Genomic DNA, 17,488 nt, shown 5'->3' with positions numbered 1-17,488 from the left:
CGTTCTGCTCGATAGGGCATCGTGTACACGAAGGAGATCGTGGACACGATGCTAAGAGAGTCAACACTCGAAGTGCCCAAGCGCCGGGCATACAGCGCGCAGTTGAAGGCCCAGGTCCTGCTGCAATGCTCTCAGGTGGGGGCGTCGGTCTCGGGCGTCGCGCTCAGCCACAGCCTGAACGCGAACATGGTCCACCGCTGGATCCGAGAAGCGCGTCAGCGCGTTCTGGTCGAGGCGGCTGAAGCATCAGGTCAGCAGTTCGTGCCACTCCAACTGCAGGATGCCACTGTGATTGAAGCCGAGACCGGTACAGCTCCTGTGCCATCTGAGGCGACCGGTTCGAGCTGTGCAATCCGCATCGAAGTGCGCCGCGGATCGGCTGTCGTCTCCATCGACTGGCCTACCGACTGTGCCACGTCCTGCGGGGCCTGGCTGCGCGACTGCCTTCGATGATCCGCATCGACGCCGCCTGGCTGGCCATTGCCCCTATGGACATGCGTGCAGGCACCGAGACGGTACTGGCGCGCGTGGTCATCGTCTTCGGAGCTGCCCATCCCCATCATGCCTACCTCTTCGTCAACAAGCGCGGCAACCGACTGAAGGTGCTCGTGCACGACGGGATCGGCGTCTGGCTGTGCGCGCGCAGGCTGCACCAAGGCCGCTTCGTGTGGCCGATGCCAGGTGGCGCGCACCAGCTCTCGATCAGCCAGGCACAGCTGAGTGCCCTGGTCCTCGGCCTGCCATGGCAGCGCCTTGGCGACGATGGCGTCATCGCGCTCGTTTGAGGCAATTACGCTCGCCTGGCAATCCGGGCATTCGACAGTTCCTCGCTGGCCCAATCGGATCCACACTGCCAAGCCATGGTGGTGCAGTCGCAATCCCTGGATGGTCTCAGCGCAGCGCAGCTGCGCGAACTCACTGTCCGTCTCACTGCAGAGGTCAAGCACAAGCAGGCGTTGATCGACAAGCTCACCCACGAGAACGCACTGCTCAAGCGCATGAAGTTCGCCGCGCAATCAGAGCGATTCGGTGCCGAGCAGTACAGCCTGCTCGACGAATCTCTCGTTGAGGATGTGGCGAGCGGTGCAGACACCCCAGTGCCGCAGGCTATGGTCCATAGCGCCAGAATGCAGCCCAAGCGGCAACTGCTCCCGCCCCAGTTGCCGCGCCGCGAGGTGCTGCACGAGCCCGAATCGACCGTGTGCCCATGCGGCTGCCAGATGAAGCGCATTGGCGAAGACATCGCAGAGAAGCTGGACTATGTCCCAGGCGTGTTCACCGTCGAGCGCCACATACGCGGCAAGTGGGCGTGTAGGAAGTGCGAGCGGCTGGTGCAAGCGCCGGTCGCTGCGCATGCCATCGACAAAGGCGTTCCAACCGCTGGCCTTCTGGCGCACGTCCTGGTGGCCAAGTTCGCAGATCACTTGCCGCTGTACCGCCAGGAAGCGATTTTCGGCCGCGCAGGCTATGCGGTCCCGCGCTCCACGCTCGCGCAGTGGGTTGGCGCCTGCGGCGTGCAGCTGCAGCCTCTCGTTGATGCACTCCGCGCCGAGGTACTGGCCCATCCAGTGCTCCATGCCGACGAGACACCTGTTGCGATGCTCAAGCCCGGTACAGGCAAGACGCACCGTTCCTATCTCTGGGCCTATGCACCAGGTGCGTTCGAAGACACCCGAGCAGTGATCTACGACTTTTGCGAGAGCCGTGCTGGAGCGCACGCGCGCGCGTTCCTGCAAGGCTGGCAGGGTAGCCTGGTCTGCGACGACTTCTCTGGCTACAAGGCATTGATGACCCAGGGCATCACCGAGGTCGGTTGCCTGACCCACGCCAGGCGCAAGTTCTTCGACCTGCATGCCACGAGCAAGAGTGTCGTTGCCGAGAGTGCCTTGAAGCAGTTTGGCCGAATCTACGACGTCGAGAGAGACCTGCAGGGGTCAAGTGCCGAGGAGCGATTGAACGAGCGCCAGGCTCGGTCCAGACCGATCCTCGACGCGCTTCATTGGTGGATGGTCCAGACGCGGCAGAAGGTCCCGGAAGGATCAGCGATCGCACGCGCCCTCGACTACAGCTTGAGGCGATGGGAGGCGCTGACACGCTTTGCCTTTGATGGGCGATTGCCCATTGACAACAACCACATCGAGAACCAGATCCGCCCCATTGCCATCGGGCGCAACAACTGGCTTTTCTCGGGCAGTCTTCGGGCTGGGCAACGTGCGGCTGCTGTAATGAGCCTTGTCCAATCGGCACGCATGAATGGCCATGATCCGTATGCCTACCTGCGCGACGTGCTTGAGCGGCTACCAACGCAGCAGGCCAGCTTGATCGGCGAGCTGTTGCCTCACCGCTGGAGCGCAGAGAGGTCGTTGAAATAGGCTTTCGTTGCTTCTCCGTTACTATGGCCGATATCGGCGGAAGCAGGCATTCATGGTCGGCTAGTTTGGTAGCCTGCACGTGAGATTCGTCGAAGTGAATGTCAGGCACAAGGGGGTGAGTGTGAGCGTTGGATTACCATTAAAAAAAGCAGTGCATCGGTTAGCGTCGGAAGATGGGGAGTATGTCTCTGCCACCATGCGTAGTGATTCGCTGTATGTGCTGTACCAGCCTTCCGCGGACGAAGGCATCAATTTCCTGCGAGAGTTCAAGCTCAATGAGTTTGATGGCGAAGAGGACGATGTCCAGCAGATCTATGCACTGAAGGCCACGACGTCGTACCGCTCCATTTTCTGTGCCGACAACCGGCTGTACATGACGGGCCAGCGCCCGGAGATCCTGGACCTGACGACCAACGAGGTGCTATACAGCGAGTACGTGGCGCGCGCCAACCCCGAGTGGTCCGACTTCGGCTTGGTCTTCAGCCACGGCGGCGCTGTGTACCGCAGCGTGGTCTGGAACGACGCCAGCCAGGGCCTGGACGTTGTGCGGGACTACCAGGTTGTGGGCCACCTGGCGCTGGACATCGCTTTCGGATACCCACCCACCGACCAGTATTTCTACGGCTTCGGCACGGCGCGCGACGTGTTCCGTGTCTACTGCCTTGAGACGCAGGCCATGCTGCTGGAGCTGGATCTAGCGCCCTACCGCATTGGCGAGTGGCCCTTGAAGAAGCACGTGGACCGGGCTGGAAACCGGCTGTTCGTGCTGGCCGGCAACACGGTGCTGCTCGTTGACCTGGGGCCGAATACAAGAGCAGCAACGGCGGTGGTGGTGAATCAGCTCAACTACGTGGAGGAGCCGGTCTTGCAGGGCCTGCTGGCCAGCGGGCACCTCACCGGCAACAGCTACGCCTACAAAATCAGCGCGGCGCGCGATGGCTTCGCCATCTTCAACGCCAGATCGCGCTCGTTCATGATGTATGTCGCAATCTCCGAGACGGGCGACAAGATGCGGCCCGTCTGGGTGGAGCATACCCGGCGCGAGATAACCGCCATCAACACCGAGGGCGACCTGCTGTTCGGCATCGAGGACTACCGCCCCAAGGCCTGGGACAAGTTCAACGGCGATCAGGTCTGGCAGGCCTCGGCGGGCACCATGGCCAACGCCATACAGCTGGGCGACCACTGGGTGGTGTTCACCCACCCCTCGGGCGACCTGCAGTGCTTTCGGTGGAAGAAACCGTATCTGTCGCCCCATCGGCCGGGCTGATGGGCATTTCGGTCAGGGCGGTTCAGCTGAAGAGTGATTTATATGTTGGCCTCGCCAACGCCCGGGTTGGGCCCTTTGCCGAAGCTGGCCTCACCCGCCCGCCTCGCGTGTTCTGAGTGACTGGTTCCGGGCGGACGGACGGCGACTATGAGCCCAGAGCGGAAGTCCAAGGCTATCGAAAGCTGGCGGTCAAGATGGGATGGCCGCCCGCTTACGAAAAAAGATGGACAAAAAGCGATGGAATGCCGAGACCCTCATGCGCGGCGAAAAGGCTATGAGCGACCTTGAGACCTTTTGGGGTAACTTCAAGGCCAGTACACGCGAAGGGCGAAGGCTCATGATGTCGCAACTTCCCAGCCTCCGCTCAGAACTCGCGGGGGTGAGTGAAGCCGACAGTTATGTGCTTGAGCGCCTGACCAAACTGGATGACGCATGCAGGCAACTATCGCGACTCCAACCTATGAGCTTCAGCGAAGAAGATCAGATCGTGTTCGCACTAGGTGACGTCTCCGTGATCCGCGGCCAGCTGCACATGCTGGGCATTGTTGAAGAGGAAACGGCCGCCCCCAAATAGCCAAATACCGCCTCCTAGCGCTACCCTCCTACACATCAGGACACTGGCAAGGCGTCCGATGGCCTGCTCCACCAAGAAGCCCCCCTGTAGTGCGGCTGGCACCAAGTTTTCAGTTCCGGGAAACTCCATCGGACTGATGAAGGCCAACAGCACTAGGCTTGCGACTCACGTGGAACCCGTACCTCTCCGCGATCTCGCCGTGGAGGGCCGCCGGGACCGATCAAGCTCTTGCAAATGCACTATGCAGATATTCGTCAAAGCTGGTATCCCCCCGCACAGAGTCGTCCGGCATCGCAAAACCATTGTCTATGCTGAGGCGTGTCATCCTGGCGTATGACTCAGCCGCCGCTGCCGAGAATCCCAGCGCCCGGAACGCCTCTTCCAGTTGGGCGCGCGGCGTGACAACCACCTCCACGGGTCTGCCCAACACTTGAGAAAGGCTTTGTGCCACGTCCCTTGGACTGTATCGCCTAGGCCCTTCGACATGGCGAAGGGCCACGTCGCCCACCGAGGAAAGCAATCGTTCAGCTGCGTACTTGCCCAAGTCGCTTGGCGCCACCATCGGAATCGCCATGTCAGCGGGGATCATTGAATGCAACTGGCCTGTTTGGCGCACGGCGTCGATCTGAGCGAACCAATTGGTCATGTAGTAAGCACCGCGCTGCACAGCGGCGGGAGTGGATAACCTCCCCAGCCCCTGCTCTAGTTCCCAAAGCACGTTGAGATCCCCGATGCGATCTCCGGCCTGGGCCCCGCCGGTTGAAGCCGCAACCACCTTCTCCAGCCCCGATTCTTCCAACGCTTCCAGGATATTGGCGACAGTCTGCCGTTCCACGATATCCGTATCCAGCGATGTGTCTGCGGGCGGATTGAGCACGAAAGCGCGGCGCCCTTGCTTGAACGCGGCCCTGAGAGAAGCAGGCTTCCAGATATCCGCCACCAGAATCTCCGCTCCGCGTTGTTTCCATTCCTTCGCGTGCTCGGCGTGATGGGTGACGATGCCGACAGGCTCAGCTCGCGCCAAAAGAGTTGAGACCACACCAGAGCCCACGTGACCGGTGCCTCCCATGACTACGTACATATGCAGATCCTCCATAGGAAATTCAGGTATCCATTTTTTGACCTCCTACCGACAGATCCTGTCAGCAGGTCAGGCAAATTGGTAACAGGGCGATTCCTAACGAGGGCAGCGCGACCAACCACTGAGCACGTCCTTGAGCCGCCAATGCTGAGCTGCCTTCGGAGTTTTCCTACATCGAAATCAGAAAGGTTGGAACTGCTATGGCAGTTCCGATTGATAGAGTGATTGCGGTTTCCAACCAATAAAAAGTTTGTGAGGGATCAATGCTGCAAGCAGACTTTAAAAAATCTAAGCTCACGCAAAAGAACTTCAGAGTTGCACTGGTGGACGACCATGCGATCGTGCGCAGAGGGTTGCGCGAATACCTCGAAAGCCATGACGACATTCACATCGTTGCCGAAGCAGGCAACGGTCGTGAAGCGATGAACTTGGTGCGCGACCACGCCATTGACGTTCTGGTGCTTGATCTGACGATGCCCCAATTCAGTGGCTTGGATGCATTGGCCAGCTTGAAGGCCCGCTCGCCAGATACGGGTATTCTCATTTTCTCGGGCATGCCAGTTTCGCAATACGCCATCACCCTCCTGCAACAAGGGGTAGCTGCCTACCTCAATAAGGACTGCGATCCTGAAGAAGTGGTGCGCGCTATTCGAGTCGTCGGCGAAGGTCGCCGATACCTCACAAACGAGGTGGCTGAGTTGCTCGCCCAGGAGGTTTTCAAACCAACGCCAGGCCTCCCCCATGAGTCGCTGAAGGGGCGGGAGTTTCAGGTCTTCTTGAAACTGGCTCAAGGGGAGGATGTTGGTGCAATCGGCAGAATGCTCAATTTAAGCACCAAGACAGTAAGCACCTACCGCACCCGAACCTTGAAAAAGCTCGGGCTGGAAAGCAACAGTGAGGTGACCTACTACGCGCTAAAGCACGGCCTCATCGATTGACAAGGGCATCCATTGAGGGCTGTGCGTATTCGCAAGGGCGACGCAACACCTGCCGCCGAGTCCGCTATTTAGAGCCCGCCTGTTGAACCCTATCAGCATTTGTTGTACTTCGCGCTCCCTTAAGGTGCATCTCAATATCGGCCGCCTTGTCGCCGACCTGGGCAACTGCGTCCTTCAGTTGTTCTTCAGTCGTGTCAAGCTCACGCGTCCAACGAGCCAGTGATGCGGCGTCATCGACGTCAATGCGATCTGGTTGAGGGTTTGATTGCGTCATCAGATATGTCCTTTGTGGTTGGTCTGTCGTTCCAAATGCTAGCCATGTGAGCCGGTCCGCACTGTAGGCGAACAGCACCATCTGCCTGCTGCAACGGATGAACTACCGGATTGAGGCACCGGCCCTCGTTGCGGGTTGGAATCCCACCTTGAAACTCCGAAGGATGATTGCTCACGCCGTTCGAAATTCGATGGACGCCCTGTCTCCAGCATCAAATTTGCGCGAAGAAAATCGGCGCGGCCGTTTGTTATCTGGGCCCTGTAGACGCAGGAGCCAGAAGTGCTTGTGCCTTGTTTCCCCCCAACAGGCCTGGATGCCGCACCCCACCTCTGGCCACTCTTTGACCCGAAGCCTATAAGTAAGCAAAATACGACGGAGGCGATGGCTGCGCCGACTTTCACCTTCGCCGGTGTACGCACGCTCTGAAATGGCGTTGCCCCGCGGCCAGCGGTCGAGTCGGCCGGTTTTGTGGGCTTCACTTTTGCGTCAATCAGTGAGGAATAGGCGCAGTGCGATCAAGGATGACTCCGGCGGTTGACCACATCCAGTATGAACATGTTGATCTTCTGAATGTCATCACGATACCGTTCCGCCTGCTCACTCGACACAACACTACCGACGAGGTCGATCTGGTCGAGAAAGCTTTTTGCCACGGCAGAAGGTGTGGGGTGAGATTCGACTAGGGCCTGACCCAGCGCAATCAAGGCAGCAATTGTCGAGTGATTGCGTTCCGCCTCTGCTGCCAAGCCGGCAAGCATTTGGGATTGGCGCTCAATGGCCGCCTCCAAATCTTGGATGGACGCCGGCGGCGAATGCGCTTCACTTGGATGTTGTTCCATAGGTCCTCGGTCAACTCCACCACCGAAATCGCCTTACGCTCCCGGCATCAATGCTTGTGCGCTTTCTTGAGACCTTCAGCGTGTTCCTTGTGCGCCTTCAATGTGGGCAGTGTCTTTGAGGCAAATGCCCTGACCTCTGCGTCATCGGCGCGCTTAATGGTGTTCTCAAATAGGGCGACATCCATTTTGTGGTCATCAATGCCCACCTCTTTCACAAATTCCTTGTCGAAGTCCTTTGCGCTTGCGATCTTCTCCAGCCTTTTTTGCTTGTCGGCGGGGACCGCCTCAGGCAGCACGGCCCCCTTCGCCTTCGCCAGTGCCTTCAGCTCTTCATTTGCGGCACCATGGTCTTTAACCAACATTGCGCCGTAGGACTTCACTGCTTCAGATCCGCCCTTTTGCTGTGCAAGCTTTCCGGCCTCCACCTCGTACAGGCCTCCACCACCAGCCTTGGTGAAGAATTCTTGATCTTTCTTGCTAACCTCCGCATGAGCGCCAAAGGACAAAATGGCCACGCATACGGCCGCTGCGACTTGAGCTGTATTCATCAGTTATCTCCGGTGAAAGGACGGAAGGAAGGGCCCGAGTGGGCCCGTCTGTTAAACCATTGGCGGGTCAGTTTCCCGCTCTGGGTGCCGATGTCGCGCTATCCCTTGGATGAACGAGTTGAAGTCGGTGGCCGATGCTCCAAGGAACATTCCAGGATCCGGGTCGCCTGACGGCAGAGTTGCTGGAATCTGCGCCTTGAGCATCAGAGCTGCCGACGCCGGCATCACCAAAATGGTTTTGCAGTGGCGATGCTGATCCTTGATGAATTCCGCAGTGTGACCATCCCCCGCCAATGCCTGCACACCTGCTTCACCATCCGGCAAAGCCAGTGCATCGAAGAGGAACCCGGGCTCGTTCTCCAGTGAAGCGTCGGCATTAATCGCCACACCGTCGCTGGTCTTGACCGGGCCAATGCGTGGCGCAACGAAGCGCGGTACGGCGCCTTGGGTGAAAAGGGCTTCGTGCAGCGCCACCGCGCTTTTGCCAACAATGCCATCAGCAACAAGAATGGCAACTTTGCGTCCCTTGATGCTTCCGTCACCTGGTCGAGCGAGAAGGGACAAGGCCGGCGATTTGGACACCTCAGGCTTTGGTGCTTTAGCCAGCGCCCGGGGCATTGCTTCAGGCAATGCTGCCATGCCAAGACCCGTTGCCACCTGCTGCGCGAGGTCATCGGACACATTGCGCAGGGAGGCAACCATGCGCTCACGAATCGCTGGCACCGTCACCTTGCTCAATTCAAAGCGGAACGCGGCCGCAATGTGGGCTTGCTCCACAGGAGTCTGGCTGTTGAAGAACAGAGTTGCCTGGGTGTAATGGTCCGCGAACTTTTCAGGTTTTGCGCGTACCTTGCCTTGGGACTCCTTGGCCTGAATCCTGGCGGGCACGGAGACAAAGCCTTGGGCTGCACCGGCTTGGAACGGACAGCCGCCGCCCAGCGAGTTAGGCTCATACGCGACCTTGCCGCGATGGATGGCCTGGCGGTGCATGCCGTCACGCTGGTTGTTATGCACCGGGGCGATGGGTGAGTTGATGGGCAGCTCGTGAAAGTTGGGGCCGCCCAGGCGCGAGATCTGCGTGTCCACATATGAGTGGATGCGCCCCGCAAGCAAAGGGTCGTTGGAGAAATCGATGCCCGGCACCACGTGCGCGGTGCAGAAGGCCACCTGCTCGGTTTCGGCAAAGAAGTTGTCGGGGTTGCGGTTGAGCACCATGCGGCCGATGGGGCGTACGGGGATCAGCTCTTCCGGAATGATCTTGGTCGCGTCCAGGATGTCGAAGCTGAATTTCTCCGCCTGCTCTTCCGTGAATACCTGCACGCCGAGCTCGTATTCGGGATAAGCGCCCGCCTCGATACGCTCCCACAGATCACGGCGGTGAAAGTCTGGATCGGCGCCGGAGATCTTGACCGCTTCGTCCCACACCAGCGAATGGGTGCCTGCCTTCGGGTTCCAGTGGAACTTGACGAAGACCGACTCGCCCGCGGCATTCACGAAGCGAAAGCTGTGAACGCCAAAGCCCTGCATAGTGGCGTAGCTGCGTGGAATACCGCGGTCCGACATGGCCCACATCAGCATGTGCGTGGACTCGGGCATCAGCGAAACGAAGTCCCAAAAGGTGTCGTGCGCGCTCGCGGCCTGTGGCATCGCATGGTGTGGCTCAGGCTTGACAGCATGCACCAGGTCCGGGAACTTCATCGCGTCCTGGATGAAGAACACCGGCATGTTGTTGCCCACTAGGTCCCAGTTGCCTTCGTCGGTGTAGAACTTGACAGCAAAGCCGCGCACATCGCGCGCCGTGTCCTTGGAGCCTCGCTCACCCTGCACGGTAGAAAAGCGCACGAACACGGGGGTGATCTTGCCGGCCTCATTGAACGGCGCGGCGCGCGTGAGGTCCGTCAGGGGTTCGTAGCATTCGAAGAAACCGTGCGCACCAGATCCGCGCGCGTGCACGATGCGCTCGGGGATGCGCTCATGGTCGAAATGCGTGATCTTCTCGCGCAGGATGAAGTCTTCGAGCAGCACCGGGCCGCGCTCGCCGTACTTGAGAGAATTTTGGTTGTCGGCGATTGGCACACCCTGGTTGGTGGTGAGCACCTGGCCGGCGGAATCGACGCGCACGTGGTCGAGCGGTGCGATGGTCGCATTGACGCCGTCAGGGGCAACCGTCCCAGTCTTGGCACTGCTGTTTGCTTCCGACACGGTGCTACCTGATGGCAGCCGCGAGGCCGGCTCCACAGTAGCACCCGGCGCAGGGCTAACCCCGTTGGTGAAACCATGCTCTCCCGCTTTATTGGCGTTGTATGGTTTCGCGGACGCGAGGTCGTTGGTTTCTCCCGCCTTCGCAGAGAGAACGTCAGCAGCTGGCCCGAGAGCGGAAGGCGCGCTGTCCGTATTTCTGGCAGGTGCTGCAGCAGTTGATGGAACAGGCGCGGCAGCGCCCTTGGCAGCACGCGTAGGATCTTTGGGCATTGTGTACCTTCGTCACTGGGTTGTGGGGAAGGCACAGGTTAAGGTCCTCGCCGTGACGGTTTGTAGGACTTTGGCTCAACCGATCAGCACAAAGCAATAGCCCGGCGGAGCAGGCAAGTTGCAACTAAATGATGGTCAGCCCGAGCGACTTGTCAGCGTCACCCGTTTTGTTGCGGCTGGCAAACTGCGCATATTGAAGGGTGGGCAACTGGCGTTGTCCTACGAGGGCCTGAACCCAAAAGCTGCAGTCTCGCTCTACATCAAGGATGTTGCTATGACTCAGCCACTCTTCAAACTTCCGAACAGCCGGGTCTCGGACACAACGCGTGAATGTGCTGTGCACAAGGACCAACGCAGTATCCAAGGCGGATGCGAAATTCGACCGTCCGTCTGGATATGCGCCGAGTGCTGGCAGGCCAAACTTGGAATCATCAAGGGCAGGCGCAGCCAGTCTTCCAAATAGCCACGTCAACGGCTGGGCCTGGATTTCGGAAGTGATGCGCCAGCGCGGTCAGCCTCTGTCCCTGACTAGTTCCAGCACCGCCATGGCGAACTCCTGAGGTGCTTCTTGCGGTAGGTTGTGGCCGACGCCGTCCAGGATTCGATGGTCGCGCAGAGCGCTGAAGCGTGCTGCATGTACCGACGCATCCGCAGGCGGACGCACCCCGTCGTTGGCGCCATCCAAGGTGATAGATGGAACGGTGATGACGGGTTGCTGGGCAAGCTTCGCTTCGATGTTTGCATAGGCCGGATCACCAGGCACCAAGGCGTAGCGGTGCCGGTACGAGTGGATTACCACTTCGACGAAATCCGGGTTGTCGAAGGCGGCAGCGCTCTGCTCGAAAGTCGCATCGTCGAAGCGCCAGGTCGGTGACCACAGTTGCCACAGTAGCTTGGAAAATGCCCTGCGGTTTTGCTCAAGCCCAGCTCGACCGCGCTCGCCATGGAGGTAGTATTGATACCAGAGCCGCAGCTCTTTTTCAGGTGCTTCCGGCTCCATGGCCCTGGCGATGTTCTGGATGTTGTAGCTGTTCACCGAGACCAGACCCGCGCAACGCTGGGGCCACAGCGCGGCGACCACACACGCGGCCCGGCCACCCCAGTCGTAGCCCGCAAGCACCGCCCGCTCAATGCCAAGGCTGTCCAGGAACGCGAGCAAATCGGCCCCAAGCGCGGCCTGCTCGCCGGATCGCAAGTTTGACGCGTTCACAAACCGCGTGCCGCCATACCCGCGCAGGTAAGGCACCAGCACGCGGCAGCCTGCATCCGCCAGCAAAGGAGCTACTTCTTGGTAACTGTGGATGTCGTACGGAAAGCCATGCATCACTACCACAGGCGGCCCGGCGGTAGGGCCTTGCTCGAAGTACGCGATGTCGAGCACGCTGGCCCGAACGTGGCGAAGTGGTTCCATGCGTTTCATTCGTATTTCCTCGCGCATCGGTCGCCGGTCACAGCTAGAAGGGGATGTCATCGTCCCACAACAAGCGATCGCCGTAGCGCATCGCTCCCTGGGCATCGCGCTCGACCACCCTGCGGTAGTTGGTAAATCCACAGTAGCCACAGCGATTCATGGGGGCAGTCTGATCGGTTTCCATCGTTGAGCTCTTATACAGAAATGTGCCTTTCAGTCATTTCAGGCATAGCGGCATCCTGACCTTGCACCAGGGTTTCGTCGGGATGGCCCGCCTGGTCATCGCAAATATTTTCCACCGTACTCGATCACTTGATCCTCCCGCGCAGGCGCTGATTTCGCCGCTATCGATTTCAGTGCGAGCCGCATGCAATGGCCTTCAACCGCCGTCGGAACCCTCTTTCCATGTCAGTAAGTCTGTCCATATACTGTATTTAATTACAGTATTTTGCCATGCCTGCCTCCCACGCTTCCCAGTCCTTCGACACCCAGAGCCTGCCCATTTCGGTACGGGAATCTGTATGGCTGGGCGACGACCTGGTGCACGACGGCCACCCGACAATCTCCACGGGTTTTGACCTGTTGGACGCCTCCCTGCCCGGGGGTGGCTGGCCCACACGCGCCCTGACCGAGGTCCTCCTGGCCCAAGCACCGCTGTGCGAATGGCGCCTGCTGGGCAGAAGCTTGCCCAGCCTGGTCCAGAACGGCGGCCAGATACTGCTCGTTGCCCCACCCCAGCAGCCCCATGCCGGTGGCTTGGCTCAGCTCGGAGTTCCCGCCGACCAGATCGTCTGGATTCAGGCCAAGACGCCAGCCGAGCGCTTGTGGGTGACGGAGCAATTGGTGAAGTCCAATCCCCGCGGCGCGGTGCTTTCCTGGCTCCCCCAAGTCCGCTCGGACCAGATCAGGCGCCTGCAGGTGCATGCCCAGTCCTGCCAGTCGCCTGTCTTTCTCTTTCGGCCTTTGAACGCGCAGCGAGAGGCCTCGCCGGCGCCACTGCGCACCCTGGTGTCGCTCGGCACAGGCTGGAACATCGACGTGCGCATCCTCAAGCGCCGTGGTACGCCCTGCCATGACGTGCTGGAACTGCAGGCCATCCCCGGCCGCCTGAGCCAGGTGCTGCCGCCGCGACTGCGCCGCCTGGACACCGATTTCGCCATCCCCCTGCGCAGAGAGGAGGCCACCGATGATCGGCATCTGGGCCGCACTGCTACCGCACAAGACCAGCACCGAGTCCTGCACCGCCATTGACCTGCCTTCCCTGGCTGTTTGGGCGCTGCAGTTCTCTCCAAGGGTGGCAGTGCGCGAAGAAGTGGTCCTGGTTGAGGTCGGGGCCAGCGCACGCCTGTTTGGCGGCCTGTCGCACTTGCGAGGGCGCATCGAATCGGAAGCCAGTGAGTTGGGCGTTGAAGCCTTCGCTTGGGCCCCGACGGGCACCGCCGCGCTGGCTCTGGTGCGCTCGCGCGTGGTGGATGGCTTTGCCGGCCCGCTGCCATCCATCCTCGACAAACTACCGCTGGAGATGATCACCGCCGTGGCGCGCCATCAAGGCACGCTGCACCGCCTCGGATCACGCACGCTGGGTGATGTGCGCAAGCTGCCCCGGGGTGGCCTGGGTCGGCGCTTCGACAAGGACCTGCTTCACAGCCTGGACCAGGCCTACGGACTGCGTCCCGAGGTCTGCGAGTGGCAGCAACTTCCCGAAACCTTCAGTGCCCGCCTGGAGTTCATGTTCCGTGTCGAAAACGCGATGGCACTGATGTTCGGCGCCCGCCGCTTGTTACTCCAGATGTCCGGCTGGCTAGCGGCCAGGCACATGGGCGTCACCTCGTTCACGCTGCGGTGGGCCCATGACGCGATGCGCGCCAAGACCGCAGGCACTGGGGGGGAGATCACCGTGCGCACCGCGGAGGCTACGCAGAACGTGGACCACCTGGGCCGCCTGCTCAGCGAGCATCTGGCCAAGGTCGAGCTGCTGGCACCCGTCGGCGACATTGAGCTGCTTGCCTCCGAAACCATCGCTATCAGGCAGGAGAGCAAGTCGCTCCTGCCTGAGACCATCCGCCAGGGCGAAGCCACGTCCCTGGTGCTGGAGCGCGTGCAGGCCCGCCTGGGCAAGGATCGCGTGGTGCGCCCCGTCCTGAATGCCGACCACCGCCCCGAATGGATGCAGTGCTGGCAGGGTGCGGAGATGGTGCGCCCCCGCGCTTCGCTCCCCTGCCACGAGCTGCCGCTGCCCGCATGGGTGCTGCCCGAACCGCTGCGTCTGGCCGAGCGGGAGCACCGCCCGATCTACCAGGGGCAACTGCAGTTGCTGCTGGGCCCGGACCGCGTGGAAGGCGGCTGGTGGCACCGAGAGCGTTCGGCGGCTGCAGGTACACAGGGCGGTCAGCTCAACGTGCAACGCGACTACTGGATCGCGTTGAGCCGGCATGCAGGGGTGCTGTGGATTTTCCAACGCCGCCTGGCCGAGGACGAGACGGGCTGGTTCCTTCATGGCCTGTACGCCTGAACGATGCATAGACCTTCAGGCAACAGTCATGGCGCTTCCCTTCTACGCAGAGCTGCGCTGCGTTTCCAATTTCACGTTCCTTGTCGGGGCCAGTTGGCCTGACGAACTGCTCGAGCGCGCCAAGGAGCTGGGCTACAGCGCCATTGCCATCACCGACGAATGCACGCTGGCCGGTGTGGTGCGCGCGCATGTCGCCGCCAAGAAGGAGGGGCTGCAGTTGCTGGTGGGCTCGCAGTTCAAAGTGCAGGCCGGCCTGGCCTTCACGATGGTGATCCTTGCGCAGAACCTCGATGGTTACGGCAACCTATGCCAGTTCATCACGCGGCTGCGGCGCACCGCAGAGAAAGGCACCTACCTTCTTGAACGCTCAACCATCGAAGGCGATGCTCTGGCCGGCTGCCTGGTGATGGTGACGCCCGACCGGACAGGGACGGACGAGCAGCTGGAGGAACTGGGGCGCTGGACCTTGACGCACTTCATCGGGCGAACATGGATTGGCGTGGACCTGAACCGCCGCATCGATGACGAGCTGTGGCTGCACCGCATGCGGGAGTTGTCGGCGTTGACTGCCATACCGCTGGTGGCCATGGGCGACGTGCACATGCACCGGCGCAGCCGCAAACCACTACAGGACGTGATGACCGCCACCAGGGTAGGACTGCCTCTAACCGAGTGCGGCTACGAACTGCAGCGCAGCGCCGAGCGCCATCTGCGAAGCCGCCTCCGATTGGCACAGACCTACCCCGATGAATTGCTGGCTGAAACGATTCGCGTGGCTGAGCGATGCACGTTCAGTCTCGACGAGCTGAGGTACCAGTACCCGGACGAAGTCGTACCCGAAGGCCACACCCCTGCCAGCTACCTGCGCCAGGCCACCTACGAAGGCGCCGGCCGCCGCTGGCCACACGGCATCACCGCGAAGGTGCAGGCGCAGATAGAGCACGAGCTGGAGTTGATCTGCGACCTGCACTACGAGCACTACTTCCTCACCGTGTTCGACATCGTCAGCTTTGCGCGCTCCCAGCACATCCTCTGCCAAGGCCGTGGGTCCGCTGCGAACAGCGTGGTCTGTTACTGCCTGGGCGTGACCGAGGTGGACCCTGATCGCATGTCAACGCTGTTCGAACGCTTCATCAGCAGGGAGCGCAACGAGCCGCCGGACATTGATATCGACTTCGAACACCAGCGCCGCGAAGAAGTGATCCAGTACCTGTACAAAAAATACGGGAGGGACCGAGCTGCACTGGCCGCGATTGCGGTGACGTACGGACCCAAGTCAGCGATACGCGATGTCGGCAAGGCACTTGGCTTCAGCCTGGAAACCGTGGATGCCTTGGCCAAAGGGCACCAGTGGTGGGACGGCGAAGGTGTGCGGCTGGAGCGCTTCGAGGAGCTGGGGTTGTCCGAGAACGACCTGGCGGTGAAGCAGCTCATCTTGCTGACAAGCCAGCTGATCGGTTTTCCCCGGCATCTGTCACAGCACCCCGGAGGTTTTGTGCTTACGCGCGGCCTGCTCAGCCGCATGGTTCCAATCCAGAACGCCAGCATGGAAGACCGCACGGTCATCGAATGGGACAAGGACGATCTCGATGCAGTGGGTTTGCTCAAGGTCGATGTGTTGGCCCTGGGCATGCTCACTGCCATCCGCAAGGCCCTGAACCTGGTGGGCAGGCGCAAGGGGTACGACTTTGGAATGCAGGACATTCCAGTGGAGGACCGCGAAACGTACAAGATGATTTCTCGTGCGGACACGGTGGGCGTTTTCCAGGTGGAGAGTCGTGCGCAGATGTCGATGCTGCCAAGGCTTAAGCCACGGTGCTTCTACGACCTCGTGATCTCCGTGTCCATCGTGCGCCCCGGCCCGATCCAGGGCGGTATGGTGCATCCGTACCTCAACCGCCGACAGGGTCTGGAACCTGTGATCTATCCAAGTGAGGATTTGAAGCAGGTGCTCAGCCGCACCCTGGGCGTAACGCTGTTCCAGGAACAGGTCATGCAGGTGGCGATGGTCGCTGCCGGCTTTACAGCAGGCGAGGCCGACGACCTTCGGCGGGCCATGGCGGCATGGAAGAAGCGCGGGGGCCTGGAGAAGTACCAGACCAAGCTCATTGAGGGCATGAGGGCGCGGGGATATGACGAGCCTTTTGCCCAGTCGATCTATCAGCAGATCAAAGGTTTCAGCGGGTACGGGTTTCCGGAAAGCCATGCGGCGTCATTCGCGTTGCTGGTCTATGCCAGCTGCTGGCTCAAGCGGCATGAACCCGCAGCCTTTCTGACGGCACTGCTCAACTCGCAGCCGATGGGTTTTTACACGCCAAGCCAGCTGGTGCAGGATGCCAAGCGACACCGCGTGGATGTGCTGAGGATCGACGTGATGCACAGCGCCGTCGAATCAACACTGGAGGACTTGTCGGCAATCCCTGCCGTGCGGCTTGGATTGCACATGGTTGCAGGCCTGCACGCCACTTCGGCCGCGCGCATCGTTGAGGCCCGCGAACGTGGGCCATTCGACAGTGCAGAAGATCTGGCCAAGCGGGCAGGATTGGAACAGCACGAGATGAAACTCTTGGCTGCGGCAGATGCGCTGCTCAGCCTGTCAGGCCACCGCCGCCAGCAGGTTTGGGACGCGGCAGGCCTGCACTCAACGCCGGGGCTGCTGCAGGACGCGCCGATCAACGAGGAGTATCTGGAGCTGCAGGAGGCCCCGGAGGGCGAGGAAATCGTGTGGGACTACGCATCCACCGGACTGACTTTGCGCCGGCATCCGCTGGCCTTGCTGAGGCCACGGATGGCCGCCAGGAAACTCCTGTCTTCGCGCGATCTGCGCCATATCCCCGACGGCCGGGTAATCCGCACGGCTGGCATCGTGACGCTACGGCAGCAGCCGTCTACGGCCAAAGGCACGATCTTCGTATCTTTGGAAGACGAGTTTGGGACCGTGCAGGTGATCGTGTGGTCGTCGGTGCGTGATGAGCAGCGGCAGGTGCTGCTGGAATCGCGGCTGCTCGCAGTCAAAGGGGTGTGGCAGCGGCGGGGGCAGGTGACCAATCTGATCGCGGATCGGTTGGTCGATCTGACGCCATGGTTGGGGAGGCTGGGGCGGTTGGAGAGCCGCGATTTCAAATAGCCTGAAATTTCGACACGCGAGGGCTGACGCTACCCATGTCAGCAACCACCCTTCGAGCGTGGCAAATGCG

16 protein-coding genes are annotated in these 17,488 nt (G+C 60.8%); 10 read left to right on the top strand and 6 right to left on the bottom strand.

The annotated features are described in order from the left end of the window. Window positions 1–21 precede the first annotated feature (21 nt). The 5 genes from tnpA (at window position 22) to AC0IZS_RS15950 (ending at window position 4,216) form a co-directional block, all read left to right on the top strand. Window positions 22–453, top strand: a complete 432-nt coding sequence (gene tnpA, locus AC0IZS_RS15970) for an IS66-like element accessory protein TnpA (RefSeq protein WP_471636497.1) — start codon at window positions 22–24, stop codon at window positions 451–453. Further along, on the top strand, window positions 450–785 hold the full coding sequence (gene tnpB, locus AC0IZS_RS15965) for an IS66 family insertion sequence element accessory protein TnpB (RefSeq protein WP_444825658.1): 336 nt from the start codon (window positions 450–452) through the stop codon (window positions 783–785). The genes tnpA and tnpB overlap by 4 nt, the downstream gene beginning before the upstream one ends. A 78-nt stretch (window positions 786–863) precedes the next feature. Continuing rightward, window positions 864–2,372 carry an IS66 family transposase gene (tnpC, locus tag AC0IZS_RS15960; RefSeq protein WP_471639538.1) on the top strand — a complete coding sequence of 503 codons (1,509 nt, stop codon included), beginning with the start codon at window positions 864–866 and terminating at the stop codon, window positions 2,370–2,372. 196 nt (window positions 2,373–2,568) lie between these two features. Then, window positions 2,569–3,642, top strand: a complete 1,074-nt coding sequence (locus tag AC0IZS_RS15955; protein WP_471636496.1) for a hypothetical protein — start codon at window positions 2,569–2,571, stop codon at window positions 3,640–3,642. A 223-nt stretch (window positions 3,643–3,865) separates the two neighbouring features. After that, on the top strand, window positions 3,866–4,216 hold the full coding sequence (locus AC0IZS_RS15950; protein WP_057267959.1) for a hypothetical protein: 351 nt from the start codon (window positions 3,866–3,868) through the stop codon (window positions 4,214–4,216). 220 nt (window positions 4,217–4,436) lie between these two features. Here the strand turns inward: AC0IZS_RS15950 and AC0IZS_RS15945 are convergent, their stop codons facing one another. Continuing rightward, window positions 4,437–5,297 (bottom strand): NmrA family NAD(P)-binding protein, encoded by an 861-nt coding sequence (locus AC0IZS_RS15945; RefSeq protein ID WP_471636495.1) that lies wholly within the window; start codon window positions 5,295–5,297, stop codon window positions 4,437–4,439. 263 nt (window positions 5,298–5,560) lie between these two features. On the opposite strand from AC0IZS_RS15945, the gene AC0IZS_RS15940 reads away from it, so the two are divergent. After that, window positions 5,561–6,235 carry a response regulator gene (locus tag AC0IZS_RS15940; RefSeq protein ID WP_471636494.1) on the top strand — a complete coding sequence of 225 codons (675 nt, stop codon included), beginning with the start codon at window positions 5,561–5,563 and terminating at the stop codon, window positions 6,233–6,235. A gap of 64 nt (window positions 6,236–6,299) precedes the next feature. Here AC0IZS_RS15940 and AC0IZS_RS15935 read toward each other — a convergent pair whose 3' ends face one another. The 5 genes from AC0IZS_RS15935 to AC0IZS_RS15915 form a co-directional block, all read right to left on the bottom strand. Further along, window positions 6,300–6,509 (bottom strand): DUF3606 domain-containing protein, encoded by a 210-nt coding sequence (locus AC0IZS_RS15935; RefSeq protein WP_471636493.1) that lies wholly within the window; start codon window positions 6,507–6,509, stop codon window positions 6,300–6,302. A 515-nt stretch (window positions 6,510–7,024) separates the two neighbouring features. Continuing rightward, a complete protein-coding gene (locus AC0IZS_RS15930) occupies window positions 7,025–7,348 on the bottom strand; it encodes a hypothetical protein (protein WP_157422030.1) in 324 nt (107 codons plus the stop codon). A 47-nt stretch (window positions 7,349–7,395) separates the two neighbouring features. Further along, entirely contained in the window at window positions 7,396–7,896 is a 501-nt protein-coding gene (locus tag AC0IZS_RS15925) for a DUF4142 domain-containing protein (RefSeq protein WP_471636492.1), read from the bottom strand. A 51-nt stretch (window positions 7,897–7,947) separates the two neighbouring features. Next, on the bottom strand, window positions 7,948–10,368 hold the full coding sequence (locus tag AC0IZS_RS15920) for a catalase (protein ID WP_471636491.1): 2,421 nt from the start codon (window positions 10,366–10,368) through the stop codon (window positions 7,948–7,950). Window positions 10,369–10,879: 511 nt separating this feature from the next. Next, complete coding sequence (locus tag AC0IZS_RS15915) at window positions 10,880–11,788, bottom strand: alpha/beta fold hydrolase (RefSeq protein WP_471636490.1); 909 nt, start codon at window positions 11,786–11,788, stop codon at window positions 10,880–10,882. On the opposite strand from AC0IZS_RS15915, the gene AC0IZS_RS15910 reads away from it, so the two are divergent. The 4 genes from AC0IZS_RS15910 (at window position 11,778) to AC0IZS_RS15895 (ending at window position 17,418) form a co-directional block, all read left to right on the top strand. Further along, window positions 11,778–11,969 (top strand): hypothetical protein, encoded by a 192-nt coding sequence (locus tag AC0IZS_RS15910; RefSeq protein WP_471636489.1) that lies wholly within the window; start codon window positions 11,778–11,780, stop codon window positions 11,967–11,969. The genes AC0IZS_RS15915 and AC0IZS_RS15910 overlap by 11 nt on opposite strands. A 263-nt stretch (window positions 11,970–12,232) precedes the next feature. Then, on the top strand, window positions 12,233–13,030 hold the full coding sequence (gene imuA / locus AC0IZS_RS15905; RefSeq protein WP_471636488.1) for a translesion DNA synthesis-associated protein ImuA: 798 nt from the start codon (window positions 12,233–12,235) through the stop codon (window positions 13,028–13,030). Beyond that, the gene (locus AC0IZS_RS15900; RefSeq protein WP_471636487.1) at window positions 12,966–14,291 is read left to right on the top strand and encodes a DNA polymerase Y subunit UmuC family protein; all 1,326 of its coding nucleotides are present in this window, start codon (window positions 12,966–12,968) and stop codon (window positions 14,289–14,291) included. The genes imuA and AC0IZS_RS15900 overlap by 65 nt, the downstream gene beginning before the upstream one ends. Before the next feature lie 28 nt (window positions 14,292–14,319). Continuing rightward, window positions 14,320–17,418 (top strand): error-prone DNA polymerase, encoded by a 3,099-nt coding sequence (locus AC0IZS_RS15895; protein WP_471636486.1) that lies wholly within the window; start codon window positions 14,320–14,322, stop codon window positions 17,416–17,418. The last annotated feature ends 70 nt before the right edge of the window (window positions 17,419–17,488 follow it).

The sequence above is a fragment of the Acidovorax sp. AC410 genome, assembly GCF_979253235.1.
The sequence above is the reverse complement of the archived record's forward strand: the minus strand, read 5'-3'. Positions and strand labels throughout refer to the sequence as shown.

What these genes read in the sequence shown, in the direction of transcription:
- AC0IZS_RS15925 (WP_471636492.1), bottom strand. Translation starts at nt 7,896, where the DNA reads ATGAATACAGCTCAAGTCGCAGCGGCCGTATGCGTGGCCATTTTGTCC.
- AC0IZS_RS15900 (WP_471636487.1), top strand. Translation starts at nt 12,966, where the DNA reads ATGATCGGCATCTGGGCCGCACTGCTACCGCACAAGACCAGCACCGAG.
- tnpB (WP_444825658.1), top strand. Translation starts at nt 450, where the DNA reads ATGATCCGCATCGACGCCGCCTGGCTGGCCATTGCCCCTATGGACATG.
- AC0IZS_RS15930 (WP_157422030.1), bottom strand. Translation starts at nt 7,348, where the DNA reads ATGGAACAACATCCAAGTGAAGCGCATTCGCCGCCGGCGTCCATCCAA.
- AC0IZS_RS15950 (WP_057267959.1), top strand. Translation starts at nt 3,866, where the DNA reads ATGGACAAAAAGCGATGGAATGCCGAGACCCTCATGCGCGGCGAAAAG.
- AC0IZS_RS15945 (WP_471636495.1), bottom strand. Translation starts at nt 5,297, where the DNA reads ATGTACGTAGTCATGGGAGGCACCGGTCACGTGGGCTCTGGTGTGGTC.
- AC0IZS_RS15910 (WP_471636489.1), top strand. Translation starts at nt 11,778, where the DNA reads ATGCGTTTCATTCGTATTTCCTCGCGCATCGGTCGCCGGTCACAGCTA.
- AC0IZS_RS15920 (WP_471636491.1), bottom strand. Translation starts at nt 10,368, where the DNA reads ATGCCCAAAGATCCTACGCGTGCTGCCAAGGGCGCTGCCGCGCCTGTT.
- AC0IZS_RS15915 (WP_471636490.1), bottom strand. Translation starts at nt 11,788, where the DNA reads ATGAAACGCATGGAACCACTTCGCCACGTTCGGGCCAGCGTGCTCGAC.
- imuA (WP_471636488.1), top strand. Translation starts at nt 12,233, where the DNA reads ATGCCTGCCTCCCACGCTTCCCAGTCCTTCGACACCCAGAGCCTGCCC.
- AC0IZS_RS15895 (WP_471636486.1), top strand. Translation starts at nt 14,320, where the DNA reads ATGGCGCTTCCCTTCTACGCAGAGCTGCGCTGCGTTTCCAATTTCACG.
- AC0IZS_RS15935 (WP_471636493.1), bottom strand. Translation starts at nt 6,509, where the DNA reads ATGACGCAATCAAACCCTCAACCAGATCGCATTGACGTCGATGACGCC.
- AC0IZS_RS15940 (WP_471636494.1), top strand. Translation starts at nt 5,561, where the DNA reads ATGCTGCAAGCAGACTTTAAAAAATCTAAGCTCACGCAAAAGAACTTC.
- AC0IZS_RS15955 (WP_471636496.1), top strand. Translation starts at nt 2,569, where the DNA reads ATGCGTAGTGATTCGCTGTATGTGCTGTACCAGCCTTCCGCGGACGAA.